Below are 23,347 nucleotides of genomic sequence, written 5' to 3'. Positions count from 1 at the left end.
CGCCTCGGCCGGTGCCGGCCGATGGCGGCCGACGGCGGCGCTTCGCCGGGCTCCCGGGTACGGCCCTGACCGGACCGGGGAGAGTGCCCGACGCCGTCCGGGGCGCCTCCCCGGGGCATGGCCCCGGAAGGCGTACGCGTTCGCGCGTCCGGTCCCGGACGCGACCCCCGGTTCCGGTACCGGCCACCCCGGCCGACACCGGGCTCAGGTCAGATCGAACTCCCCCTCCCGCGCCCCCGATACGAACGCGCCCCACTCGGCGGGCGTGAAGATCAGGGAAGGGCTCTGTGGGCGGCCACTGTTGCGCATCGCGATGAATCCCTCGACGAAGGCGATCTGGACATCCCCCCGCCCCCGGCTGGTGGACTGCCACTCGGCGCTGCTGAGGTCCAGCTCCGGCTTGTCCCAGCCCGTGAGCGGCTGCTGCTGGATGGTGCTCTCGGCCACGTCCGTGCTCCTCCCGGTTCGTCGTCCGCGGGTCAGCCTAGCGAGCGGTTCCGAACGCCGACAGAGCACGTGAGGGGGACCTTTCAGGACTCCGGGGGCCGCGCTCCCACGAGCCACATGGAGAAGAACTGCGAGCCACCTCCGTAGGCGTGCCCAAGGACCTTCCCCGCCCTCTCCACCTGGTGTTCCCCTGCCTGGCCGCGCACCTGGAGCGCCGCCTCCGCGAAGCGGATCATGCCGGAGGCGCCGATGGGGTTGGTGGAAAGGACGCCTCCCGACATGTTGACGGGCAGGTCTCCGTCGAGCTCGGTCACTCCGGCCTCGGTCAGCTTCCAGCCCTCGCCCTCGTCGGCGAAGCCGAGGTTCTCCAGCCACATCGGCTCGTACCAGGAGAACGGTACGTACATCTCGACGGCGTCGATGTCCCGGCGCGGGTCGGTGATCCCGGCCTGCCGGTAGACGTCGGCGGCGCAGTCCTTGCCGGCCTGCGGCGACACGGCGTCCTTGCCGGCGAACAGGGTCGGCTCGCTGCGCATCGCTCCGCCGAGCATCCAGGCGGGCGGCCGGGGCGCGCGGGCGGCTCCGGCCCGGTCGGTGAGGATCATCGCGCAGGCGCCGTCGGAGGAGGGGCAGGTCTCCGAGTAGCGGATCGGGTCCCAGAGCATGGGCGAGGCCTGGACCTTCTCCAGGGTGATGTCGTGCTCGTGGAGGTGGGCGTAGGGGTTCTTCAGCGCGTTGCGCCGGTCCTTGTACGCCACCAGCGAGCCGACGGTGTCGGGGGCGCCGCTGCGCCGCATGTACGCCCGTACGTGCGGCGCGAAGAATCCGCCCGCCCCGGCGAGCAGGGGCTGCTGGAAGGGGACCGGCAGGGACAGTCCCCACATGGCGTTGGACTCGGACTGCTTCTCGAAGGCGAGGGTCAGCACGGTGCCGTGCACCCGGGCCGCCACGAGATTGGCGGCGACGAGCGCGGTGGACCCGCCGACGGAGCCCGCCGTGTGCACCCGCAGCATCGGCTTGCCCACCGCGCCGAGCGCGTCGGCGAGGTACAGCTCGGGCATCATGACGCCCTCGAAGAAGTCGGGGGCCTTGCCGATGACGACGGCGTCGATGTCGGCCCATGTCAGCTCCGCGTCCCGCAGCGCGCTGCGGGCGGCTTCCCGGACCAGTCCGGCGATCGAGACGTCCCGCCGGGCCGCGACGTGCTTGGTCTGGCCGATGCCGACGACGGCCACGGGCTCCTTGCTCATCGCGGTTCCCCTTCGAGTACGGCGACCAGGTTCTGCTGCAGACACGGGCCGGAGGTGGCGTGGGCGAGGGCGCGGTCGGACTCGCCCCGGTGGATGCGGGCGGCGGCCTCGCCGATGCGGATGAGGCCGGCGGCCATCATCGGGTTGGCGGCGAGGGCGCCGCCGGACGGATTGACGCGGACGTCGTCGCCGAGCTTCAGCGCGGTGCGCAGGACGACCTCCTGCGCGCTGAACGGCGCGTGCAGCTCGGCGGTGTCCACGGGCCGTTCGAACGCGCCGGCCTTCTCGGCGGCCAGCCGGGTGGACGGCGACTCGGTCAGGTCGCGCACGCCGAGGGCGTGGGCCTCGATCCGGTGGTCGATGCCCCGGATCCAGGCGGGCCGCTCGCACAGCTCCCGGGCCCGCTCCCCCGCGGCGAGGATCACGGCGGCGGCGCCGTCGCCGATCGGCGGGCAGTCTCCGGTGCGCAGCGGCCGTACGACATAGTCCCCTTGCGGCACCGAACCGCGCAGCTGCGCATGGGAGTTGGCGGTGGCGTCCTGCCGGCTGCGGGCCCCGATCGTGGCGAGGGCGCTCTCGTCGGTGGCGCCCGCGTCGATCAGTGCCTGCGCCTGGAGGGCGGCGAGGGCGACGGAGTCGGGCCACAGCGGGGCGACGTAGTACGGGTCCAGCTGGCGGGTGAGCACGTCGCGCAGGGAGCCGGGCGAGGACTTGCCGTACGAGTAGACGAGCGCGGTGTCCGCGTCGCCGGCGAGCAGCTTGGTCCACGCCTCGTAGAGGGCCCAGGCGCCGTCCGTCTCGACGTGGGACTCGGAGATGGGGGGCCAGGCGCCGACGCCGTCGAGGGCGAGGGTGAAGGAGAAGGCGCGGCCGGCGAGGTAGTCGCTGGAGCCGGAGCAGGTGAAGCCTATGTCGGCGGTCTTCAGGCCGGTCCGGTCCAGGACGCTGTGCAGGACCGGCATGAGCATCTCGACCTCGGAGAGCTCGTCGGTGGTGCGCAGGACGTCGGTCTGCGCGAAGGCCACCACCGCGATGTCCCTGGTCATAGCAGCTCCTTGTAGGCGTCGTAGTCCGCGTCGGGTTCGCCGGTCGGCCGGTAGTGGTCGGGGTAGCGGGCGCCTTCCGTCCACACGGGTTCGACGCGCAGTCCCATGCGCACCTGGTCGTAGGGGATGCCGCCGATGCGTCCGTGCAGCGCGAGGCCGGCGCCGTCCAGGGCGATGTGGGCATAGACGTAGGGCACCTCGATGTCGAGGTTCTTCGCCTTGATGTTGACGATGCAGAAGGTGGTGACGGTCCCGCGCGGTCCGACCTCGACCTGCTCGGCGGTCGGGAGGCCGCAGGTGGGGCAGGCCCCGCGGGGCGGGACGTACACCTTGCGGCAGGAGGGGCAGCGCTCGCCGACGGTGCGCCGGGTGGAGAGCCCGGCGATGTAGGCGGACTGGGCACGGCCGGGCGAGTAGGTGTAGTCGAGCCGGGCGTGGGCGACGATGCCGGTGACCGGGTCCGCGAACTCGGCGGCGCCGCCCGTGGGTTCGCCCGGTTCACCGTCGTACGGCTCGAAGCAGGCGATGTCGGTGATGGCGCCGGTGCGTTCCCCGGCCCAGCGGATCCGGACCCGCATTCCGGTGCGGACGGCGTCGGGGCCGGGGGCGTCGAGGGCGTGCAGGAGGGCGGTGTCGGCGCCGTCGAGGCGGACCAGGACCCAGGCGAAGGGGGTGGTGAGGGGCTGGCCGCGGCGGGGCGCGTGGTTCCAGGCCCAGGTGGTGACCGTGCCGGTGGCGGCGACCTCGACCACATCGTGGATCTCGTCGGCGGTGACGGGGTCGTACTCGACGGGCGGTACCAGGGTGCGGCCGTCGGAGGCCCGCACCCCGAGGACGACCCGCTCCCGCAGACCGGTGAGAAAGGCGCTCTGCACGGGACCGAGGGAACGGGTGAAGGGGAACTCGACGACGAGGGGTGCTTTCAGGACTTCGGGCATCGGGGCTGCCTCCTCGGGAAGCCGACGTCGGCGGAAGCGCCCGGCATGGGCGCGGGGCGGATACCTGTGCGGCTCCACCGCGTGGGCGCGACCAGCCACGACGGACCCGCGGTACGGCGAACGGCGCTTGTCACCGCTCACCCGGCGGTGCGCTACGCGCGTTTGTACAGCGGCGGTCGTTTCTCCGCGAAGGCGCGGGCACCCTCCCTGGCGTCGGCGGTGTCGAACACCGGCCAGCCTCGGGCGAGTTCGGCGGCGAGCCCCTCGGTCTCGGTCAGCTCGGCGGTCTCGTACACGGACGCTTTCACGGCCTCCACGGCGAGCGGTCCGCACGCGTTGACCCGTTCGGCGATCTCCAGCGCCTTCTCCAGTGCCGTGCCGTCGGGGACGACATGCCCGACCAGCCCGACGCCGGCCGCCTCGCGGGCGGTGTAGGACCGGCCGGTGAGCAGCATCTCCAGGGCGTGGGTGCGCGGGATCTGGCGTTGCAGCCGGACCGTCGAGCCGCCGATCGGGAAGAGACCGCGTTTCACCTCGAAGAGGCCGAAGGTGGCGGACTCGCCTGCGACGCGGATGTCGGTGCCCTGGAGCATCTCCGTGCCGCCCGCCACGCAGTACCCCTCGACGGCTGCGATCACCGGCTTGCGGGGGCGGTGGTGGCGCAGCATCGCCTTCCAGTGCAGGTCGGGGTCGGCCTTGAGCCGGTCGCGGTACTGCTCGCCCTCCATGCCCCGGCCGGCCAGGGCCTTGAGGTCCATTCCGGCACAGAAGGAGCCGCCCGCGCCGGTGAACACGATCGAGCGGACCGAGTCGTCCTCGTCGGCCTCGAGCCAGCCGTCGTACAGGCCGACGAGCATGGCGATCGAGAGCGCGTTCCTGGCCTCCGGCCTGTTGAGCGTGAGCACCAGTGTGGCGCCCTCGCGCCGCACGGTGAGGTGTTCGGTACCGCCCATCACAGATCTCCCCTCGGAAAGAACGAGAACAGGTTGCAGGAGGCGTGATGGCAGTTCAAGGGTTTTCTGACAGTCAGTCAGATTTATTGGCGTGAGCCCTTCCCACTTGCCGCGCCCTTTGCTCAGATGACCGACGAACCGTCAGGGAACCAGGTCCCCGGTCAGGAGGAGCGGTGGAGTACAACATTGCCGACCTGTTCGAGTCGGTCGTCGACGTGGCGGCGGACCGCGAGGCGCTCGTGTACGTCGACCACCCCGGCACGGGCGCGGAGCGCCGTCTGACGTACGCGGAACTGGACGCCGCGGCCAACCGCATCGGCCACCACCTCCTCGACAGCGGGATCCGCCCCGGCGAGCACCTCGGCCTGCATCTGTACAACGGCGTCGAGTACCTGCAGACCGTACTGGGCTGCCTCAAGGCACGGATCGTGCCGGTCAACGTCAACTACCGCTACGTGGAAGAGGAGTTGGTCTACCTCTACCGGGACGCGGACCTGGTGGCACTGGTCTTCGACGCGGAGTTCACGGACCGGGTGGCGGCGGCCCTGCCGCAGACACCGGCGCTGCGGCACCTGATCCGGGTGGGGCCGCCGGGTGAGGGCACCACCTCCTTCGCGGAGGCCGAGGCGAGCGGCTCCCCCGAGCGCGGGTTCCCGGCCCGCTCGGGCGACGACCAGTTCATCATCTACACCGGCGGCACGACCGGCCTGCCCAAGGGCGTGATGTGGCGTCAGGAGGACCTGTTCTTCTCGGGCCTCGGGGGCGGATCACCGACCGGAGAGCCGGTGAAGAAGCCGGAGGAGATCGCCGAGCGGGTCGCCGCCGGCGGTACGGGAATCACCTTCTTCCCCACCCCTCCGCTGATGCACGGCACCTCCACCCTCACCGCCTTCATCGGCTTCAACTTCGGTCAGCGTGTGGTGATCCACCGCAAGTTCGTGCCCGAGGAGGTACTGAGGACGATCGAGAAGGAGAAGGTCACCAGCATCTCCCTGGTGGGCGACGCGATGCTGCGGCCGTTGATCGACGCCCTGGAGGGCCCGCTGCGCGGCACCGACTGCTCGTCGGTGTTCAGTGTGTCCTCGTCCGGGGCGATCATGTCGGACACCGTCCGCCGGCAGTTCCGGGCGCTGATGCCGAACGCGATGCTGCTGAACAACTTCGGCTCCTCGGAGTCCGGTTTCAACGGCACGGCGACGGAGGACTCGGGGCCCGAGCGCGGCTTCCGCGTGCGCGTCAACTCCCGGACCCGGGTGGTCGATCCGGCCACCCACGAGCCGGTCGCCGCGGGTGAGGTCGGACGGGTGGCCCAGCGCGGTCACGTCCCCCTCGGCTACTACAACGACCCCGCGAAGACGGCCGAGACCTTCTTCCGCAAGGACGGCGAACGCTGGGTGCTGCTCGGTGACATGGCGACCGTCGACGAGGAGGGCGTGGTCGTCGTCCTCGGGCGCGGCTCGCAGTGCATCAACACCGGGGGCGAGAAGGTCTACCCCGAGGAGGTCGAGCAGGCGCTGAAGTCCCATCCGGACGTGTACGACGCCCTGGTGGCCGGGGTTCCGGACCCGACGTGGGGCAGTCATGTGGCGGCGGTCGTGCAGGTGCGCGACGGTGCCGCGGCGCCCTCGCTCGAGGACATCCGCAGTCACTGCCGCTCCCGGCTGGCCGGCTACAAGATCCCGCGTCAACTGGTCGTCACCGAGTCCATCCGCCGCTCGCCGAGCGGGAAGGCGGACTACCGGTGGGCGCGGGAGGTGGCGGTCGCCGAGGACCGGTGACCTGACGTGACCCGACCTGCCCGGACGCCGTTCCCGGGGCTTCGGTGCCAGGGGATCAGCTCCAGGGTGTGACCGTCAGCCGGACGCTCGCCCCCTGGCCCAGGATCGGCGCCGCCGTCCCGGGAAGGGCGATGTGGGCCTGCCAGACGCCGCTGGCAGGGTCCTCGTCGCCGCACGGCGTGCCGGTGGGCCGGTGCTCCCAGATGGCGCCGGGGAGGTCCGAGTTCCAGACGGCCCAGACGCCCGGGCCCGCTTGTGCGGGGCCGACGTCGACGACCAGGACGTCGGCGAAGTCCGCGGTCTGTTCGAGGTGGTCGGCGAAGCGCAGTATCCCGCCCCGCTCCTGCAGGGACAGGACCCGCAGGTGCAGTGCGTAACGCAGCGTGGGACTGTCCGGGGGCCGGGGCGCCTCGCTGTTGAGGAACGTCACCGCCAGCGGGACGGGATCCGCGGCCGTGCCGTCGCCGCGCGGCTCCGGCAGCTGGATCGGGCACCAGTGGGCGGCCAGCTGTTCGTGCATCACACTGGGCAGGCCGCGCACGGCGAGTCGCACCTCGGCCTGCCAGCTGGTTCCACGGCCGTCGCCGGGCAACCGCAGGCCGACCAGGTCGGCCTGGACCCGCAGGTCCCCGAAGAGGAAGCGCTGCAGGTTCTGGTAGCCCTCCTCGGAGTTGACGAGTCCGTAGCCCCCGCTGTGACTGCGGTGCACGAACGCCCGCTGCGCGCCCGGCACCTGGGCGTTGTCGATCTGCACCAGCCCGTCGCTGCGCACGCCGACGGCTCGCGCGGACAGGCCGTGGGCGACGTCGTAGTCGGCGGGGTCCGTGCCCACCAGACAGAAGACCCGGTGCAGCGGGAAGGTGTCCTCGGGCATCTCCCGCGGGTCCCAGTTCCCAGGGGGGCCGCCGTCCTTGCGCAGGGCGTCCGGGGTGAGGTACTCGTACATGCGCCGGGGGGCGAAGATGTCGGCGCCGCTGATGCCGGTGACGTCCATCAGCCGCTCGAAGAGGCCGGACCCGACGTCGAAGGCGATGCCTCCGTGCGGGGTGCCGTAGGTGAAGAACTTGTCCACGTGGTCCGCCGGGTCCTCGCCCTCGTCGGAGAGGATCTTCTGGATCAGGCAGCGGCAGACGAGGCCGCCCATCGAGTGGGCCACGAGGTGGACCCGTGGCGCGCCGCTCTTCTCCTTGAGTCTCCTGACGAGGCGGAGCAGGTCCCGGGCCGCGTCCTCCAGGCGGAACTCCCTGGGTTTCGTGGTCCAGGTGCTCGCCGAGGCGTCGTAGAAGCGGTGGATCCAGATGCTGCCGGACGGGATCTCGTCATGGGTGTCCAGGTACGTCTCCTGGCCGCCCCGCACCAGGATCTGGTAGCCCTCGTCGAGATGCAGTCGCAGCAACGGGCTCTCGAACTGGTGGAACGCGGGCTTGTCGTCCGGTCCGACGCGCACATGCGTCGAACCCTCGTTGAACCCGTAGAAGGGGTCCTGGACGGCGTTGTTGATCCCCGAGGTGTCGCCCGCGTATCCCCTCACGTACACGATGGGGAGCTTCGGCTGGTCGGGCATGGCCCACTCCGCGGCTCGTACGGGTCGGAAGGCAACGGTTCGCTGGTGGAGGCACCCTCAGTTTATTCGGGCGGCTTCGAACCGGCGACCGGGACGCCGTCGAGGAAGGCGAGGGTGCGTCCGGCGAACCACCGCGGGTCGTCCAGCCACGGATAGTGGCCGGCACCGGGCTGTACGGCGAACTCGGCGTTCGGGAACGCGTCGGCGACGAGCCGGGCCAGTTCGGGCCGGGGTCCGCCGTCCACCTCGCCGGCCAGCACGAACACGGGGGCGGTCACCTTCGCGAGGGCGGTGCGCAAGGCAGGCGGGTCGAAGGTGTCAGGGCCGAAGAAGCGTTCCTCCGCCTCGGCGTTGGTCTGCTCGTCCGTGGCGGCTTCGAGGGCGCGGGCGGTGTCGTCCCACCGGCCGTGGAAGAAGGCCGCGACGACGGACCAGTCGGGATCGCCCTCGCCCGCGAGCCACGCCTCGAACGCGGGGAACGCGGCGGCGAACCACGGTTCGTCCTCGCGCAGCCGCGCCGCCGTCAGCCGGTCCCCGACCGGGGCCGGCCGGCCCAGCGCCCACGGCGTCGCGGTGATCAGCGCGAGCCGGGACACCCGGTGCGGAAACCGGGCCGCGTACAGCAGTGCGAGGCTGCCGCCCGCCGAGTGGGCCAGCACGTCGATCCGCTCCCGTCCGAGACGGACGCGCAGTGCCTCGACGTCGTCGACCTGGCGGTCGCAGCGGTACGTCGCCGGGTCGACCGGGACGGCGGAGTCCCCGGTGCCGCGCAGGTCGAGGAGTACCAGCCGGCGGTGGGCGGCGAGACCGCCGAGGTCGCCGAGGTAGGCGGAGGCGCGCATGGGACCGCCGGGCAGCACGACGAGCGGCTCGCCCTCTCCCCACACGTGGTAGGCGAGTTGAGTCCCGTCCGGCGCGGTGAAGGTCGGCATGCCCCGATCTTCGGCGGCGGCCACGCCGGCCCGCAACAGGGTTCTCCCGGGCGAAATGCGAGACCGCCCTCTTGCCCGCGGCCCGTGGGCCTGGATTACTGATCCCGAGGAAGATCGACCGAATGACCGGTCGCCCGTATTGGCACGGTTCGGCGAGGGTGACGAGGGAGAAAGCCCCATGACGGACGCGAGGAATCCGCTGGACGAGGGCGAGCGCCTGGACGAGGACGCCCTACGCGCCCTGCAACGGGAGCGTCTGCGGGCCTCGCTGCGCCACGCCTACGCCAACGTGCCGTTCTACCGCGAGTCCTTCGACAAGGCCGGCGTCCACCCCGACGACTGCCGCGACCTCGGCGACCTGTCCCGCTTCCCCTTCACCACCAAGGACGACCTGCGCGCGCACTACCCGTACGGGATGTTCGCCGTTCCCCGGGACCGCGTCCGTCGCATCCACGCCTCCAGCGGCACCACCGGCCGACCGACGATCGTCGGCTACACGGACGCCGACCTGTCCATGTGGGCGGACATGGTGGCCCGTTCGATCCGCGCCGCGGGCGGCCGTCCCGGTGACACCGTCCATGTCGGCTACGGCTACGGCCTGTTCACCGGCGGCCTCGGCGCCCACTACGGCGCCGAACGCCTCGGCTGTACGGTGATCCCCGCGTCCGGCGGCATGACGTCCCGTCAGGTCCAGCTGATCCAGGACCTCGGGCCGCGGATCATCATGGTCACCCCGTCCTACATGCTCACACTGCTCGACGAGTTCGAACGCCAGGGCGTCGATCCGCGCTCCACCTCGCTGCGGGTGGGCGTCTTCGGCGCGGAGCCGTGGACCGAACGGATGCGCCAGGAGATCGAGGAACGGTTCGCGATCGACGCCGTCGACATCTACGGACTGTCGGAGGTGATCGGTCCCGGGGTGGCGCAGGAGTGCGTGGAGACGAAGGACGGCCTGCACATCTGGGAGGACCACTTCCTTCCCGAGATCGTCGACCCGATCACCGGCGAGGTGCTCCCGGAGGGCGAGGAGGGCGAGCTGGTCTTCACCTCGCTCACCAAGGAGGCGATGCCGGTCGTCCGCTACCGCACCCGTGACCTGACCCGTCTGCTGCCGGGCACGGCACGCGTCTTCCGGCGGATGCGGAAGGTGACCGGCCGCAGCGACGACCTGGTCATCCTGCGCGGAGTGAACCTCTTCCCCACCCAGATCGAGGAGATCGTGCTCCGCACCCCGGGCGTGGCGCCCCACTTCCAGCTCCGGCTGACCCGTGAGGGCCGCCTCGACGCCCTCACGGTCCGCGCGGAGGCCCGCCCCGACGCCACCCCCGAGGACCGCGACACGGCCGCACGCGCCATCGCGGTGGCCGTGAAGGACGGCATCGGTGTGTCGGTGGCCGTCGAGATCGTCGACCCGGAGTCGCTGGAGCGTTCGGTGGGCAAGATCAAGCGGATCGCGGACCTGCGCCCGCGGGAATCATGACGGCGGCGGGGAGCAGGACGGCCGCGGAGGTCATGAGGTACCGAAAGCCAAGAGGTACCTGAAGTCATGAGGTACCTGGAGTCATGAGGTATCGGCAGTCATGAAGTCCGTGCCGTCATGAGGCGAACCGCTCGCGCAGTTCCCGCTTCAGGATCTTGCCGCTGGCGTTGCGTGGCAGCTCGTCCACGAACAGAACCCGCTTCGGTGCCTTGAAGTGGGGGAGGTTCTCGCGGGCGTGGGCGATGAGTTGCTCCTCGGTGACCTCGCCGCGCGGGACGACGACGGCCGTGATCGCCTCGATCCACTTCTCGTCGGGCAGGCCGATCACGGCGGCCTCGGCCACGCCGTCATGGGTGTACAGCGCGTCCTCGACCTGACGGGAGGCGACCAGTACGCCACCGGAGTTGATGACGTCCTTCACCCGGTCGACGATCGTGAAGTAGCCGTGGGTGTCGCGCACGGCGAGGTCCCCGGAGTGGAACCAGCCGTCGCGGAAGGCCGCGGCGGTCTCCTCGGGCTTGTCCCAGTAGCCCTCGCACAACTGCGGGGACCGGTAGACGATCTCGCCGGACGTGCCGTCGGGGACGTCCTCGCCGTTCTCGTCGACGACCCGGGCGTCCACGAACAGGACCGTGCGCCCGCAGGAGTCCAGCCGGCCCTTGTGCTCGTCGGGGGCGAGGACCGTGGCCAGCGGGCCGATCTCGCTCTGGCCGAAGCAGTTGTAGAAGCCCAGCCCGGGCAGGCGTTCGCGCAGCCGCTCCAGGACGGGCACCGGCATGACCGACGCCCCGTAGTACGCCTTGCGCAGCCCGCTCAGGTCGCGGGTCGCGAAGTCGGCGCGGTTGGCGAGGGCGATCCACACGGTCGGCGGTGCGAAGAGGCTGTCGACGCGGTCCGCCTCGACGAGGTCGAAGAGACGGTCGCCGTCGGGCGCGTCCAGAATGATGTTCGTGGCGCCGATCGCGAGGTACGGCAGCAGGAACACGTGCAGCTGCGCCGAGTGGTACAGCGGGAGGGAGTGCGCGGGACGGTCTCCGGCGCTCAGGTCGAGGGCGGTGATCGCGCTCAGGTACTCGTGCACCAGGGCTCGGTGGGTCATCATCGCGCCCTTGGGCAGAGCGGTGGTGCCCGAGGTGTAGAGCAGCTGGACCAGGTCCTCGGCGCGCGGCTCGGGGCCGTCGTACGCGGGGGTGGCGGGCAGTCGGGCGAGGAGTGAGCCGTCGGTGTCGCGCAGGGCCAACTGCCGCGTACCCCCGGGAAGTCGTCCGGCCAGGTCCGGGTCGGCGAGGACCAGGGCGCTGCCCGACTGGCGGACGATGTACGCCAGGTCCTCGCCGGTCAGGTTCTGGTTGACGGGGACGTGCACCAGGCCCGCGCGGGCGCAGGCGAGGAAGGCGATGAGGTAGGCGTCGGAGTTGTGCCCGTAGGCGCCGACCCGGTCGCCGGGCGCGAGACCCTCGCCGAGCAGGACGCCCGCCGCGCGCGAGACGGCCTCGTCGAGTTCCTCGTAGGTCCAGGTGCGGTCGCGGTACTCCACCGCGACCCGCGCGGGGGTGCGGCGGGCGCTGCGCCGCAGCACCCCGTCGACCGTGCTGCCATGTCCGGGCGTCATGACCAATGATCCTCGGGTGGCGAACGGGGCAGGTCAAGTCGCCCGGCGCGGGGCCCGCGGACCACCCGCCGCCGGCGTATCCGCTGTCCGGCGTACCCGCCGCCGGCGCGGCGCCGGCGGCGGGTGCTCGTGGACCGCGCTCACACGGGGCGCGTGCGGCCCTCCCAGTACGGCTCCCGCAGCCGCCGCTTGTAGAGCTTGCCGTTGGGGTCACGGGGCATGTCGGTGATGAAGTCGATGCTCCTGGGACGCTTGTAACCGGCCAGCCGGTCGGCGCAGTGGTCGAGGAGGGCGGCGGCGAGGGCGGGTCCCGGCTCGTGACCGGGGGCCGGTTCGACCACGGCCTTCACCTGCTCGCCCCAGTCGTCGTGCGGGATGCCGAAGGCTGCGGCGTCGGCGACGGCGGGGTGGGCGAGCAGCGCGGACTCGATCTCGGCGGGGTAGATGTTGACGCCACCCGAGATGATCAGGTCGATCTTGCGGTCGCGGAGGAAGAGGTAGCCCTCCTCGTCGAGCACACCGAGGTCGCCGACGGTGAAGAAGTCGCCGATGCGGTTCTTCCGCGTCTTGTCCTCGTCCTTGTGGTAGGCGAAGCCGCCGGTCGTCATCTTCATGTAGACGGTGCCGAGTTCACCGGCCGGCAGCCGTTCGCCCTCGTCGTCGAAGATCGCCAGCTCGCTGATGGGCCAGGCCTTCCCGACCGTGCCGGGCTTCTTCAGCCAGTCCTCGGCCGTGGCGAAGGCTCCGCCGCCCTCGCTGGCCGCGTAGTACTCCTCCACACAGGTGCCCCACCAGTCGATCATCGCCCGCTTCACATGGTCGGGGCAGGGCGCGGCGCCGTGGATGGCGTGCCGCATGGACGACACGTCGTAGCGGGCCCGGACGTCCGCCGGGAGGGCCAGCAGGCGGTGGAACTGGGTCGGCACCATGTGGGTGTGCGTGCACCGGTGGGTGTCGATGAGGCGGAGCATCTCCTCCGGCGTCCACTTGTCCATCAGGACCAGCGGATGGCCGATGTGCAGGGCCGCGGCCGCGAACTGGAGCACCGCCGTGTGGTAGAGCGGCGAACAGACGAGATGTACGTTTCCGTCGAACGGCCGGACGCCGAAGATGCCGAGGAATCCGCCGAGGTAGGCCTCTTCGGGCAGCTTGCCGGGCAGCGGACGGCGAATGCCGCGTGGGCGGCCGGTGGTGCCCGAGGTGTAGTTCATGACCCAGCCGAGGGTGCGGTCGGCGGGCGCCGACTCCGGTTGCCCGTCGAGGAGTTCGGCGTACGGCCGGAAGCCCTCGACCTGGCCGACGGCGTACCGGTGGGTGGCGGGCAGAGCGGCCTCGTCGGCGGCCCGGCGCGCCTGGTCGGCGAACCGCTCGTGCGCGAGGAGGACCTTGGCGCCGGAGTCGGAGACGATCCAGGCGATCTCGGGGCCCACCAGGTGGTGGTTGACCGGGACGAGATAGAAACCGGCCTGGGTGGCGGCCAGGTGGGCGGTGAAGAACTCGGCCGAGTTCGGCAGGACGACGGCGAAGGCGTCGCCGCGTTCCAGACCTGCGGCGCGCAGGCCGTGCACGAGCCGGTTGGCGGCGGCGTGCAGGCGTCCGGCGGTCCATTCCTCTCCGTCCGGCGCGATCAGGACCGTGCGGTCGGGATCCTGGGCCGCCTGGGCCCAGAAGCCCGCGGGGGGTGTGCTGGTCACATTCCGCTCCTTCCGGCGATGCGGTTGACGCGGTCCACGGCCTGCTCGAAGCCGCGGGTGAGATCGTCGAACACGGCCTGGACGCTGCGGACCTCGTTCATCCGGCCGACGATCTGGCCGACGGGCGTGCCGAGCAGGGGGTCGACCTCGTACTTCTGGATGCGCGAGACGGCCTCGGCGACGAGCAGGCCCTGGAGCGGCATGGGGAGGGTGCCGGGCCCGTCCCCGGCGTCCCACGCGTCGGTCCACTCGGTACGCAGCTGACGTGCGGGTTTCCCGGTGAGGGCGCGGGAGCGGACCGTGTCGCCGGAGCCGGCCGCGAGGAGCTTGCGGGTGAGGGCGGGCGAGTGCAGGTCGGCCTCGGCGGTGGTCAGCCAGAGGGAGCCGAGCCATACGCCCTGGGCGCCGAGCGCGAAGGCGGCGGCGACCTGCCGTCCGCTGCCGATGCCGCCGGCGGCGAGGACGGGCAGGGGGGCGACGGCGTCCACGGCTTCCGGGGTGAGCACCATGGACGCGATCTCACCGGTGTGGCCGCCGGCCTCGTAGCCCTGTGCGACCACGATGTCGATGCCCGCCTCCTTGTGCTTCAGCGCGTGCCGCGCGCTCCCTGCGAGCGCGGCGACGAGCACGTTCCGCTCGTGGGCCCGGGCGACGATGTCGGCGGGCGGCGAGCCGAGGGCGTTGGCCAGCAGCCGGATCGGGTAGTCGAAGGCGACGTCCAGCTGACTGCGGGCGACCTGTTCCATCCAGCCGGTGATCCGCCAGCCGGACGCCTCGCCCTCGGCCAGCTCGGGCACCCCGTACTTGGCGAGGGTGTCCCGCACGAACTGCCGGTGACCCTCGGGGATCATCGCCTCGACGTCGGCCTCGGTGACGCCCTCGACCTTCTTGGCGGGCATGACGACGTCGAGCCCGTAGGGCCTGCCGTCGACATGGGCCTCGATCCAGTCGAGGTCGCGTTTGAGGTCGTCGGGTGCGGTGTAGCGGACCGCGCCGAGCACACCGAAGCCGCCGGCGCGGCTGATGGCCGCGGCGACGGCGGGAAACGGCGTGAAGCCGAAGACGGCGTGCTCGACTCCCAGTTGCTTGCTCAGCTCCGTCTGCATGGGCGCAGGATGCCGCAGCCGGTGCGACGACGGAAGCCTCTTTCTGATACTCCGTCAGATTCCTTGGGTGCGTCGTGGTGACGTGCCGTCGGCCGGGCGCTCCAGCACCGCCATCGCCGCGTTGTGGCCCGGCACCCCGCTCACCCCTCCCCCGCGCACCGCGCCCGCCCCGCACAGCAGCACGTTGGGGTGCCGGGTCTCCACTCCCCAGCGGCCGGTGCCCTCCTGGGCGTACGGCCAGGCCAGGTCGCGGTGGAAGATGTTGCCGCCGGGCAGCCCGAGGTCGCGTTCCAGGTCCAGCGGGGTCCTCGCCTCGATGCAGGGGCGGCCTTCGGCGTCGGTGGCCAGGCAGTCGGCGAGAGGTTCGGCGAGGTGGGCCTCGAGCTGGGCGAGGGTCGTCCGCAGGAGCTCCTCTCGCACGGCGTCGTTGTCCCGCGCGAACAGCCGGGCGGGCGTGTGCAGGCCGAACAGGGTCAGCGTCTGGTAGCCCCGCGCCACCAGGTCCGGTCCGAGGATGGTGGGGTCGGTCAGGGAGTGGCAGTAGATCTCGGAGGGCGGGGCGGCGGGCAGCTCACCGGCGGCCGCCTGGGCGTGGGCGGCGGCGAGCTGCTCGTAGCCCTCGGCGATGTGGAAGGTGCCGGCGAACGCCTCGCGCGGGTCGACGGAGCTGTCCCGCAGCCTCGGCAGTCGGGTGAGCAGCATGTTCACCTTGAGCTGGGCGCCCTCGGCGGGGGTGGGCGGCTCGTCGCCGGTGAGGGCGGCGAGCGCTTGCGGGGAGGCGTTCACCAGGACGTGCCGGGCCTCGGCGACGCCCTCACCCTCGGCGGTGCGGTAGCTGACCTCCGCCGTGCGGCCGTCCGTGTCGATGCGTACCGCCTCGTGCCCGGTGGCCAGGACGGCGCCCGCGTCCCGGGCGGCGGTGGCGAGGGCGTCGGTCAGGGCGCCCATCCCGCCGACCGGGACGTCCCAGCCGCCGGTGCCGCCGCCGATCACGTGGTAGAGGAAGCAGCGGTTCTGCTTCAGGGAGGGGTCGTGGGCGTCGGCGAAGGTGCCGATGAGGGCGTCGGTCAGGACCACGCCCCGCACCAGGTCGTCCGCGAAGCGCTCCTCGACGGCGATACCGACGGGCTCCTCGAACAGGGTCCGCCAGGCCTCCTCGTCGTCGACGCGGCGGCGCAGCTCGTCCCGGGTGGGCAGGGGTTCGGTGAGGGTGGGGAAGACCCGCTGGGCGACGCGCCCTGTCATGCCGTAGAAGCGCTCCCAGGCCGCGTACTCGCGCTCGCTTCCGGTCAGCCGGGCGAACGCCCGGCGGGTGCGCTCCTCGCCGCCGCCCACGAGCAGCCCGGTGGACCGCCCGCCGCGCTCGACGGGGGTGTACGAGGAGATGGTGCGGCCCTGGAGCCGGAAGTCCAGCCCCAGGTCCCGCAGGATCTTCCTCGGCAGCAGGCTGACCAGGTACGAGTAGCGTGAGAGCCGGGCGTCGACGCCGCTGAACGGCCGGGTGGAGACGGCGGCTCCCCCGGTGTGGTCGAGCCGTTCCAGAACCAGCACGGACCGGCCGGCCCGGGCCAGATAGGCGGCGGCGACCAGACCGTTGTGTCCACCACCGACGATCACGGCGTCGTAGGCACGTCGTCCTGGTCGATCCTCGTGTCCCTGGTATCCCTGGTGACCCTGGTGACCCTGGTGTCCCTCGTGTGCAGGCATGGTTCTTCGTAACACGGGCCGATCAAGGTCGGCCAGAGGCGGTCACGGCCACTCCCGGCCACCGCAGCCGAACCGCGAGGAAGGTCGGCGTGCGGTGGGTCTTCTCGTACCGACGGGAATCCACCGCCCGCGCCTCCTCGGTGGCCCGCGGCTCCACCAGCGCCTCCAGCACGTACCCGGCCCCGAGCAGCTCCCCGAGGAACGTCTCCAGCGTCATCCGCCGGTAGCTGAGGGCGTGCCCGGTGCCGAACGGCAGGGTGACACGGTCCTCCGTGAAGTACGAGCCTCCGCAGTACCGCCAGTCGCCGGTGGGATGGGTGGTGGACACGAGCAGGGCGCCGCCCGGCCGCAGCACGCGCCGGATCTCGGCGAGCAGTCGTTCCCGGCCTTCGACGTGGTGATAGACCAGCGCCAGCACGGCCAGGTCGAAGGCCCCGTCCGCCAGGAAGGCCAGCGGCTCCTCCAGGTCGTGGCGGTGCAGCTCGGCCCGGTCACCGAGCCGCTCCCGCGCCGCGCGGAGCAGGCTCTCGCTGCCGTCCACGCCGACGACCGTCGCCGCGCCCCGCTCCAGCAACTCGGCTGCGTAGTGCCCCGCGCCGCAGCCCAGGTCCAGCACCCGCAGGCCGCTCACGTCACCTGCCAGCCCCAGCACGGCCGGACGGTCCGTGTAGCTGTTGTAGACGCTCCTCGTGACCTGGGCGGCGAACTCCTCACCCATTTTCCCGTGATACGCGCTCCCGGCTCCCATACGATCATGATGGCCTCAAGTACGTGGCGGTGCACGCATGTTGAATCCGAGGTGGAACGCATGACCATCGAACCGGAGCCCGGGCCCGAACCTCGTCGGACAGCGGCGCTGCTGCTCAACCGGCGTGGTCAGTACCTGCTCCATCTGCGTGACGCGCACAGACCGATCTGCGATCCGGGCACCTGGTCGCTGCCCGGGGGCGCCCGCGAGGGGGACGAGACACCCGAGGAGGCCGTCGCCCGCGAGCTGCTGGAGGAGACGGGGCTCGTTCTCGACGGGCTGACGCGGTACACGGTCGTCGACGACACCATCCAGGTGTTCATCGGCGGTTGGGACGGCGATCCCGCCCGGCTGCCCGTCACCGAGGGCATCATGTTCGCCTTCTTCGACGCGGCCACCACCGCTCACCTGACGATGGCGCCGTGGGCGGCCGAGGTGCTCGCCCGGCACCGCGCCGCACCCGTCGTCCCCCCGGCGCGGCCGCCCGCCCGGCAGACCGTCCTCAACGTCGTCGGCGTCCACCTCTATCTGGAGCACGACGGCAGGATCCTGCTCGGCCTGCGCCACCCCGACTCGCCCTTCGCGCCCCTGCACCACCACTTCCTCGCCGTTCATTAGGCAAGCCGGCTGTCGGCACAGCAGTTGTCGTTAGGCCGAACAAGAGCAGCTTCTGCCCGCGTCGGGGGTCGTCCATGCTCCGTTCGGTCACTGCGATGGCCCTGGCTTTGGAGCTGTCTGTTCGGAGCGAGCAGGTCGCGAGTACTCCCGGCCCGCCGCGAGCTGCAGTTAAGGCTTCCCGATACGGCCTGGCAAGACGACTCACCCGTTCGGGTATTCCGGGCAGCGAACCTTGGCCATTAGCGGCGCTGGCGGATGAGCTGCCGATCGAACCGGCCCAGCTGGAGCGGGCTGCGGCACCGGCACCCGGCGCGGTCGTTCCGGTGCACGGCGGACGTTGGTGATTCGGCTGGATTCAACCCCTGGTTTGTCACTCAAGGTGTTGAGTCAAGTACTTTCAGTCATGAAGCCCAGGTGGGACGGCTCCCGCGCATGCGCCGCCCCGTTCGCAGTTGCCGCTGGAACCTATTGACCACCTATGAGGGGCAGGTCCATCGCCATGCAAAAAAGTGCTCTACACGAGGTACTGGAAGGCGACGCCACGGGGTTGATCACCCTTCCGCTGAGCGGGCTGGGACCGGCCGGCGGCGCTGAGCCGCTCCTCCCTGACGGCACATTGCGGTTGGCCCGGGAGGACGGGGACACGGCCCGGCTGTGGGTCTCCGGACGGCTGCCGCTCAAGCTCGGAACCGAACCCGCCATAGGACGGGCTGAGTTCGAGTGTCCGGATGGACAGGTGGCCGGGTTCGCCCTGGCCGTCGCCTTGCCGGGCATCGAGGTGAACGAGATCGCCCGGCTGTACGGATATGCCCTGCCCACGCTGCCCACCCCGCCGGTGACCGGTCTCTCCTTCCGGGGGAACCACGAGGGGTTCACCCTGGCGCTGGGAGGTCTGTCCGCGGACGGCGGCGTTCTGGACCGGAACGGAGCGCAGGCTCTCGTCGTGCCTGTTCCCGGCGGATGTGTCCTTGCCACGCTCTCGGACCTGGCGGCCGGCCAGGTCGAGGCACTGGGCCTGCCGTGCACGGGTTCCTTGCCCGCCGGCCTCTGGCTGGTGCTGCCGGGTGGGAGCGTGGTGCCGGTCAGCGCGCCCCTCCCCATGACTACCGATGCGTCCGGTGCTGCCGACGGGCTCGGCCGCCCCAAGATGGTTTCCGCGCCCGTGCCGTATACGCAGCACGCCTATCCCCGGCTGTCCCCGCGCAGCCGGGCGGTGCCTGTGAAGGACGGCTTCGCGGTGCTCAATCCGCCGAAGCCCACTGGGCCGGGAGTGGCGTGGCTGCCGGGCGGGTCGCTGGATGGCGAGAGCGGCATCGAGGTCGTCTACGAGAAGGACCCGTTGACGATTGCGGGCGCGCTGCAGGTACAGCCGCACGCAGACCCTTATCGAGCAGTGGTCGGCGGACTGCTGACCTTCGCTCTGGGCGGGGGAACGAGCGGAAAGCGCGGGCTGTACGGCATGGGTACGGGCGCCGTGGTCTTCCCTCGCTCCGGAACCGACGCCTCGTTCTTCGGTTTCGCCGCGCTCGGCGCGGAACCGGGCATCGGCATCCCGGCGTTCCGTCTGCGCGGGGTCGCGGCCGGGTTCGGCTGGAACAGCCGCCTGCGTACACCGGGGCTCGGAGATCTGTCCACCTTCCCGTTCCTGCAGGCGCTCCACGACCCTTCGGCGATCGGCGGGGACGAGACCGACCCGGTGCGCATCCTGACCACGCTGACCGGCGGCGCCGATCCGTGGATCACCCCGCGGCAGGGTGAGCTGTGGGCGGCCGCCGGGCTCGCCTTCACCATCGGCGAACTGATCGACGGCAGTGCGATGGCGTTGGTGCAGGCCGGTGCGGACCTCACTGTCGCGCTGCTGGGCACGGCCGGGACGTCGTTCCCGAAGAGCGGTGACAAGAAGTACGCCCGGATCGAAGCCGGCCTTCAGCTGGTGGTCAAGCCGAATGCCGGTGAGCTGACCCTGGCGACCGCCCTCAGCCCGAGTTCCTTCCTCATCGATGAGAACTGCAGACTGCGTGGTGGCGTCGGCCTCAAGATCTGGTTCGGCAACAGCCCGAAGGCCGGTGACTTCGTCTTCAGCGCGGGCGGATACGGCCCCAGTTACCACACCCCCGCGCACTATCCGCAGTTGCCCAGGATCGGCTTCGACTGGTCGCTCGGTGGCGCGGTCACCATTTCCGGGAACGCCTACTTCGCCCTCACCCCACGTGCCGCGATGGCCGGCGGCGGTCTCGATGTGCGCTACAAGTCCGGGGTCGTCAAAGCCTGGTGCACCGCAACGGTCGACGTACTCATCGAGTGGAATCCCTTTTACATCGATGTGGGCATGTCGCTGTCCATCGGGGTCGAAGGCTCGGTCAAGGTGCTTTTCGTACGGATTACCGTACGTCTGGAAGTCGGCGTGACACTCAGAATCTGGGGGCCGCCGACCGGCGGCGAGGCCCGGGTGAAGGTGTGGTTCATCTCCTTCACCATCGGCTTCGGCAAGTCACGGCGCGGATCCGGCGACAAGGAACTGGACTGGCCCGAAACCCGCCGGATGCTGCCCGAGCCGGGTGCCCGGGCACGGCTGCGGCCCGGCGACGGCCTGATCACCGAAGGCGACACCGACAGCCCGGGGAACGGTGACTGGCTGGTGAAGGCGTCCGGGTTCACCTTCGGCACCGACACCCAGGTGCCGCTCAGCCGCATCGAACTCGCCACCCCCGGAAGCGACGAGACCATCGACGGGCGGACCTTCGGCGTCCACCCGATGGGGGTGCGAGGACTCAGCGTCCGCCAGCGCGTCCAGGTCACCCTGGAGGACCAGCGGGTCGACCTCACGGGCTGGAAGCCCGTGCCGCAGTACACCGTGCTGCCGCCGCAGCTGTGGGACGACAGCGGCGACCCCGAGCACGGCGAGGGGCTGGAGAAGCACCTCACCGGAGTGACCCTCACCTCGCCCGAGACCGACTACGGCACATCGACCGGCTACATCGGCGAGGAAACCTTCCAATTCGACCCCAACCACCCGGACGGTGTGGCACCGATGAGCGTCGACGACCGGCCGCTGGTCCCGGGGGCGACGCGGCCCGGCGGGGTCGTCGGCCGGATCGCGGCGACCGTGAACTCCGTCGAACGACAAGCCGCCCGCACCAAGGTGCACGCGCTGATGAACAGCCTGGGCCTGGCCACCGGCGGCGCCCAGGCCGAATTGCCCGGCTACGCCGAGGCGGTGACCAGCCTCTTCACCGCGGAGCCGCTGCTGATCGCTGCAGGCGCCACGACACCTGAGGGAGAGATCTGATGGCGGAGCCCGGACACCGGACACGGTTCTTCGACTACCGGCTGCCCCCGCTGTACGCAGGGCGGCACACCATCACGGTCGACCACACCGTCACCGGTGACGACCGGGTCGGCGACGACCTGCTGCCGAATCTGGAGCAGGTCTTCGAGGTGCGTCAGCCGCGGCTTCAGCTGCTGCCCGGGGATGTCGCAGCCTGCTACCCGCTGCCGGGTGCGGAAGGCGAGTACGCGCAGCTGCTGCCGCACATCACCCTCACCCGGGCCGCTTTCCCCTGGCTCTACATGCTGCGCGGGGCCGTCAAGGGTGCCCCCTGGCTGGCACTGCTGGTCTTCAGGGCCGGCGAACTGCCTGAGGACCCTTCGGCCGTGGGCCAGGTGAAGGTCTCCACAGCCGCCCAACTCGCCGCCGGTCAGGCCGGTGAAGGCCGCCCGCCCGTCTTCGACCCGCAGCTGTATGACGATGAGCGGGAGATGACCGTCACCAGCATCCTGGTGCCGGGCCCACTGTTCACCGCGATCTGCCCGGCCACATACGAACTGGGCATGCTGTCACACATTCGCGAAGGCGGCCCGCCGGACGCCACCCGCGTAGTGGGCGCCGACCCGCCGCCCGACGAGAACGACCTCAAGGCGGTGCTGGTTGCCGGCCGTTTCCCCAGCACCAGCGGCATGCAGGTCGCACACCTCGTCTCGCTCGACGGCTTCGAGGACTATCTGGACAACAGGACTCCGCCCCCCAGTGAGGGGCTGCGGCTGATCTCGTTGCACTCCTGGGCGTTCACCTCGACCGACAACGGGAGAATCGGATTCGGAGCGATCGCCAGACGGTTGGCGGCAGACCCCGATCCGCTGCTGCGCCACGGCCCGCTGCCTGGCTCCTCCGACGTGCCGCTCGCGCTGGCCCTGCTGAAACAGGGCGGCACCGTGCTGCCGCAGAACCTCGAGTCCGGGGAGGCCACGGTCGGCTTCTACCGGGGCCCCTTCACGGCCGCCCCCGCCCACCCGTTGCCGCAGGGCAGGGGCGTCCGGCTGGACTCTGCGGGCGAGGGTCTGGTGTACGTGGAGGACCTGGGCCTGTACGACACGGCGTACGCGGCCGCGTTCAGCCTGGGGCGGGGGCTCGCCCTGGCCGACAGCGAGTTCCGCAGCGCGCTGCTGGCGTTCCGCAAGGCGGCGCGGCAGACGACACGCAGGCTGCTGGCCTTCCCCGAGCTCAGCACCGTCGCCGAGCCGGATGCTGCCGCTGTGGCCGGCACCCGTGTCGCGCAGCGCGCCTTCGACCGGCTGCTGGGGGAGAACGGCCCACTCGCCCGGACGCTCGCCCGGCCGGGCAGCGAGGTCAAGGCCGCAGGCCGGCGGCCGGCGCCACGCGCCGCGGCGCCCGCGCAGCTGAGCTCGACCCGGCTGCGCAGCGGCGTCGCTGACACCTCCATCCGTACGGTGCTGGCCGGAGCCGTCCGGTCACAGCTGGAGCCCGTGAGTGCGTGGCTGACCCGGCTGACGAAACTGGAGATGGTGCCGTTCGGGCACCTCGTGCCCGACGAGGGGTTTCTGCCGCAGGAGTCGCTCAAGTTCTTCCACGTCGACGCCGGATGGATCCACGCGGCAATCGACGGGGCTCTGAGCGTCGGCGTCGGGCACGCCCTGGACGCGGACCTCAACAGCCTGGCGCGGGAGATGCGGGGCACCCCACAGCCCGCATCGGGGGTGCTGATCCGATCCGAGCTCGTGCCCCACTGGCCCCACATCATCATCACCGCGTTCAGCCAGGGTCACGTGATCCAGCCGCTGCGGCAGCAGATCCTCGGCGAGGACCTGCTGATCCTGCTGTACGACGAGGTGGTGGACCGGCTCACCCTCGCCGAGCCGCCGCAGGGCCTGCACTTCGGGCTGAACAACGACGGCACAGAACTGCGTTCCATCGTTCCCCCGGTCGGCCAGGGGCTTGAGGAGTTCCCCTCGGACGGCAGCGGCTACGGGCAGTTCCTGCGCCCCGGCGGACATGACGTCCTCGACATCAAGAACCGTCTCGCCCCGGCACTGGCCGCCGCCCACGGCGTACCGGAACTGACCTCGGCCCAGTTCGCGCTCCAGATGGTCAAGGCCCCGCTGCTCCAGGACTTCCGGCCGGACCCTTCCTTCGCGTCCGCCGGATCCGCCGAGCCCACCGAAGGGACGCTGTAACC

Annotated in this window: 17 protein-coding genes; 5 read left to right on the top strand and 12 right to left on the bottom strand. The window is 71.2% G+C overall.

From position 1 onward, the window contains the following. Window positions 1-204: 204 nt before the first annotated feature. The 5 genes from ACFWBB_RS03925 to ACFWBB_RS03905 form a co-directional block, all read right to left on the bottom strand. Complete coding sequence (locus ACFWBB_RS03925) at window positions 205-447, bottom strand: DUF397 domain-containing protein (RefSeq protein ID WP_328483758.1); 243 nt, start codon at window positions 445-447, stop codon at window positions 205-207. A gap of 83 nt (window positions 448-530) precedes the next feature. Continuing rightward, complete coding sequence (locus ACFWBB_RS03920; RefSeq protein WP_385266563.1) at window positions 531-1,697, bottom strand: thiolase domain-containing protein; 1,167 nt, start codon at window positions 1,695-1,697, stop codon at window positions 531-533. Next, window positions 1,694-2,743 carry a thiolase domain-containing protein gene (locus ACFWBB_RS03915; RefSeq protein WP_385266561.1) on the bottom strand — a complete coding sequence of 350 codons (1,050 nt, stop codon included), beginning with the start codon at window positions 2,741-2,743 and terminating at the stop codon, window positions 1,694-1,696. The genes ACFWBB_RS03920 and ACFWBB_RS03915 overlap by 4 nt, the downstream gene beginning before the upstream one ends. Continuing rightward, the gene (locus tag ACFWBB_RS03910) at window positions 2,740-3,681 is read right to left on the bottom strand and encodes a Zn-ribbon domain-containing OB-fold protein (RefSeq protein ID WP_385266558.1); all 942 of its coding nucleotides are present in this window, start codon (window positions 3,679-3,681) and stop codon (window positions 2,740-2,742) included. The genes ACFWBB_RS03915 and ACFWBB_RS03910 overlap by 4 nt, the downstream gene beginning before the upstream one ends. A gap of 152 nt (window positions 3,682-3,833) precedes the next feature. Continuing rightward, entirely contained in the window at window positions 3,834-4,634 is an 801-nt protein-coding gene (locus ACFWBB_RS03905) for a crotonase/enoyl-CoA hydratase family protein (RefSeq protein ID WP_385266556.1), read from the bottom strand. Window positions 4,635-4,807: 173 nt separating this feature from the next. Between ACFWBB_RS03905 and ACFWBB_RS03900 the strand changes: the two genes are divergently transcribed. Then, complete coding sequence (locus ACFWBB_RS03900) at window positions 4,808-6,412, top strand: acyl-CoA synthetase (RefSeq protein WP_385266553.1); 1,605 nt, start codon at window positions 4,808-4,810, stop codon at window positions 6,410-6,412. A 55-nt stretch (window positions 6,413-6,467) separates the two neighbouring features. Here ACFWBB_RS03900 and ACFWBB_RS03895 read toward each other — a convergent pair whose 3' ends face one another. After that, a complete protein-coding gene (locus ACFWBB_RS03895) occupies window positions 6,468-7,976 on the bottom strand; it encodes an esterase/lipase family protein (protein WP_385266550.1) in 1,509 nt (502 codons plus the stop codon). Window positions 7,977-8,038: 62 nt separating this feature from the next. Then, on the bottom strand, window positions 8,039-8,908 hold the full coding sequence (locus tag ACFWBB_RS03890) for an alpha/beta fold hydrolase (protein WP_385266548.1): 870 nt from the start codon (window positions 8,906-8,908) through the stop codon (window positions 8,039-8,041). Between the two features lie 178 nt (window positions 8,909-9,086). Here ACFWBB_RS03890 and paaK point away from each other — a divergent pair, with 178 nt between their 5' ends. Further along, window positions 9,087-10,388: a phenylacetate--CoA ligase PaaK gene (gene paaK / locus ACFWBB_RS03885; protein WP_385266545.1), complete on the top strand. Its 1,302-nt coding sequence runs from the start codon at window positions 9,087-9,089 to the stop codon at window positions 10,386-10,388. 115 nt (window positions 10,389-10,503) lie between these two features. On the opposite strand, the gene ACFWBB_RS03880 is transcribed toward paaK, so the two are convergent. The 5 genes from ACFWBB_RS03880 to ACFWBB_RS03860 form a co-directional block, all read right to left on the bottom strand. Then, entirely contained in the window at window positions 10,504-12,000 is a 1,497-nt protein-coding gene (locus ACFWBB_RS03880) for an acyl-CoA synthetase (RefSeq protein WP_385266543.1), read from the bottom strand. A 140-nt stretch (window positions 12,001-12,140) separates the two neighbouring features. Continuing rightward, window positions 12,141-13,694, bottom strand: coding sequence for an acyl-CoA synthetase (locus tag ACFWBB_RS03875; protein ID WP_385266541.1), 1,554 nt, complete (start codon window positions 13,692-13,694; stop codon window positions 12,141-12,143). Further along, the gene (locus tag ACFWBB_RS03870; protein ID WP_385266538.1) at window positions 13,691-14,800 is read right to left on the bottom strand and encodes an NAD(P)H-dependent flavin oxidoreductase; all 1,110 of its coding nucleotides are present in this window, start codon (window positions 14,798-14,800) and stop codon (window positions 13,691-13,693) included. The genes ACFWBB_RS03875 and ACFWBB_RS03870 overlap by 4 nt, the downstream gene beginning before the upstream one ends. 54 nt (window positions 14,801-14,854) lie before the next feature. Then, entirely contained in the window at window positions 14,855-16,507 is a 1,653-nt protein-coding gene (locus tag ACFWBB_RS03865; protein WP_385266536.1) for a phytoene desaturase family protein, read from the bottom strand. Between the two features lie 22 nt (window positions 16,508-16,529). After that, the gene (locus tag ACFWBB_RS03860) at window positions 16,530-17,225 is read right to left on the bottom strand and encodes a class I SAM-dependent methyltransferase (RefSeq protein WP_385266533.1); all 696 of its coding nucleotides are present in this window, start codon (window positions 17,223-17,225) and stop codon (window positions 16,530-16,532) included. Between the two features lie 90 nt (window positions 17,226-17,315). Between ACFWBB_RS03860 and ACFWBB_RS03855 the strand changes: the two genes are divergently transcribed. The 3 genes from ACFWBB_RS03855 (at window position 17,316) to ACFWBB_RS03845 (ending at window position 23,345) form a co-directional block, all read left to right on the top strand. Beyond that, window positions 17,316-17,873 (top strand): NUDIX domain-containing protein, encoded by a 558-nt coding sequence (locus ACFWBB_RS03855; RefSeq protein WP_385266531.1) that lies wholly within the window; start codon window positions 17,316-17,318, stop codon window positions 17,871-17,873. Window positions 17,874-18,609: 736 nt separating this feature from the next. After that, window positions 18,610-21,162, top strand: a complete 2,553-nt coding sequence (locus ACFWBB_RS03850; RefSeq protein ID WP_385266528.1) for a DUF6603 domain-containing protein — start codon at window positions 18,610-18,612, stop codon at window positions 21,160-21,162. Further along, the gene (locus ACFWBB_RS03845) at window positions 21,162-23,345 is read left to right on the top strand and encodes a hypothetical protein (protein ID WP_385266525.1); all 2,184 of its coding nucleotides are present in this window, start codon (window positions 21,162-21,164) and stop codon (window positions 23,343-23,345) included. The genes ACFWBB_RS03850 and ACFWBB_RS03845 overlap by 1 nt, the downstream gene beginning before the upstream one ends. Window positions 23,346-23,347 lie beyond the last annotated feature (2 nt).

This window comes from Streptomyces sp. NPDC060000, assembly GCF_042737375.1.
Lineage (GTDB): Bacteria > Actinomycetota > Actinomycetes > Streptomycetales > Streptomycetaceae > Streptomyces.
The sequence above is the reverse complement of the archived record's forward strand: the minus strand, read 5'-3'. Positions and strand labels throughout refer to the sequence as shown.

Coding starts and splice junctions, on each gene's coding strand:
- ACFWBB_RS03860 (WP_385266533.1), bottom strand. CDS start 17,225: ATGGGTGAGGAGTTCGCCGCCCAGGTCACGAGGAGCGTCTACAACAGC.
- ACFWBB_RS03915 (WP_385266561.1), bottom strand. CDS start 2,743: ATGACCAGGGACATCGCGGTGGTGGCCTTCGCGCAGACCGACGTCCTG.
- ACFWBB_RS03855 (WP_385266531.1), top strand. CDS start 17,316: ATGACCATCGAACCGGAGCCCGGGCCCGAACCTCGTCGGACAGCGGCG.
- ACFWBB_RS03905 (WP_385266556.1), bottom strand. CDS start 4,634: ATGGGCGGTACCGAACACCTCACCGTGCGGCGCGAGGGCGCCACACTG.
- ACFWBB_RS03920 (WP_385266563.1), bottom strand. CDS start 1,697: ATGAGCAAGGAGCCCGTGGCCGTCGTCGGCATCGGCCAGACCAAGCAC.
- ACFWBB_RS03845 (WP_385266525.1), top strand. CDS start 21,162: ATGGCGGAGCCCGGACACCGGACACGGTTCTTCGACTACCGGCTGCCC.
- ACFWBB_RS03870 (WP_385266538.1), bottom strand. CDS start 14,800: ATGCAGACGGAGCTGAGCAAGCAACTGGGAGTCGAGCACGCCGTCTTC.
- paaK (WP_385266545.1), top strand. CDS start 9,087: ATGACGGACGCGAGGAATCCGCTGGACGAGGGCGAGCGCCTGGACGAG.
- ACFWBB_RS03890 (WP_385266548.1), bottom strand. CDS start 8,908: ATGCCGACCTTCACCGCGCCGGACGGGACTCAACTCGCCTACCACGTG.
- ACFWBB_RS03910 (WP_385266558.1), bottom strand. CDS start 3,681: ATGCCCGAAGTCCTGAAAGCACCCCTCGTCGTCGAGTTCCCCTTCACC.
- ACFWBB_RS03880 (WP_385266543.1), bottom strand. CDS start 12,000: ATGACGCCCGGACATGGCAGCACGGTCGACGGGGTGCTGCGGCGCAGC.
- ACFWBB_RS03895 (WP_385266550.1), bottom strand. CDS start 7,976: ATGCCCGACCAGCCGAAGCTCCCCATCGTGTACGTGAGGGGATACGCG.
- ACFWBB_RS03865 (WP_385266536.1), bottom strand. CDS start 16,507: ATGCCTGCACACGAGGGACACCAGGGTCACCAGGGTCACCAGGGATAC.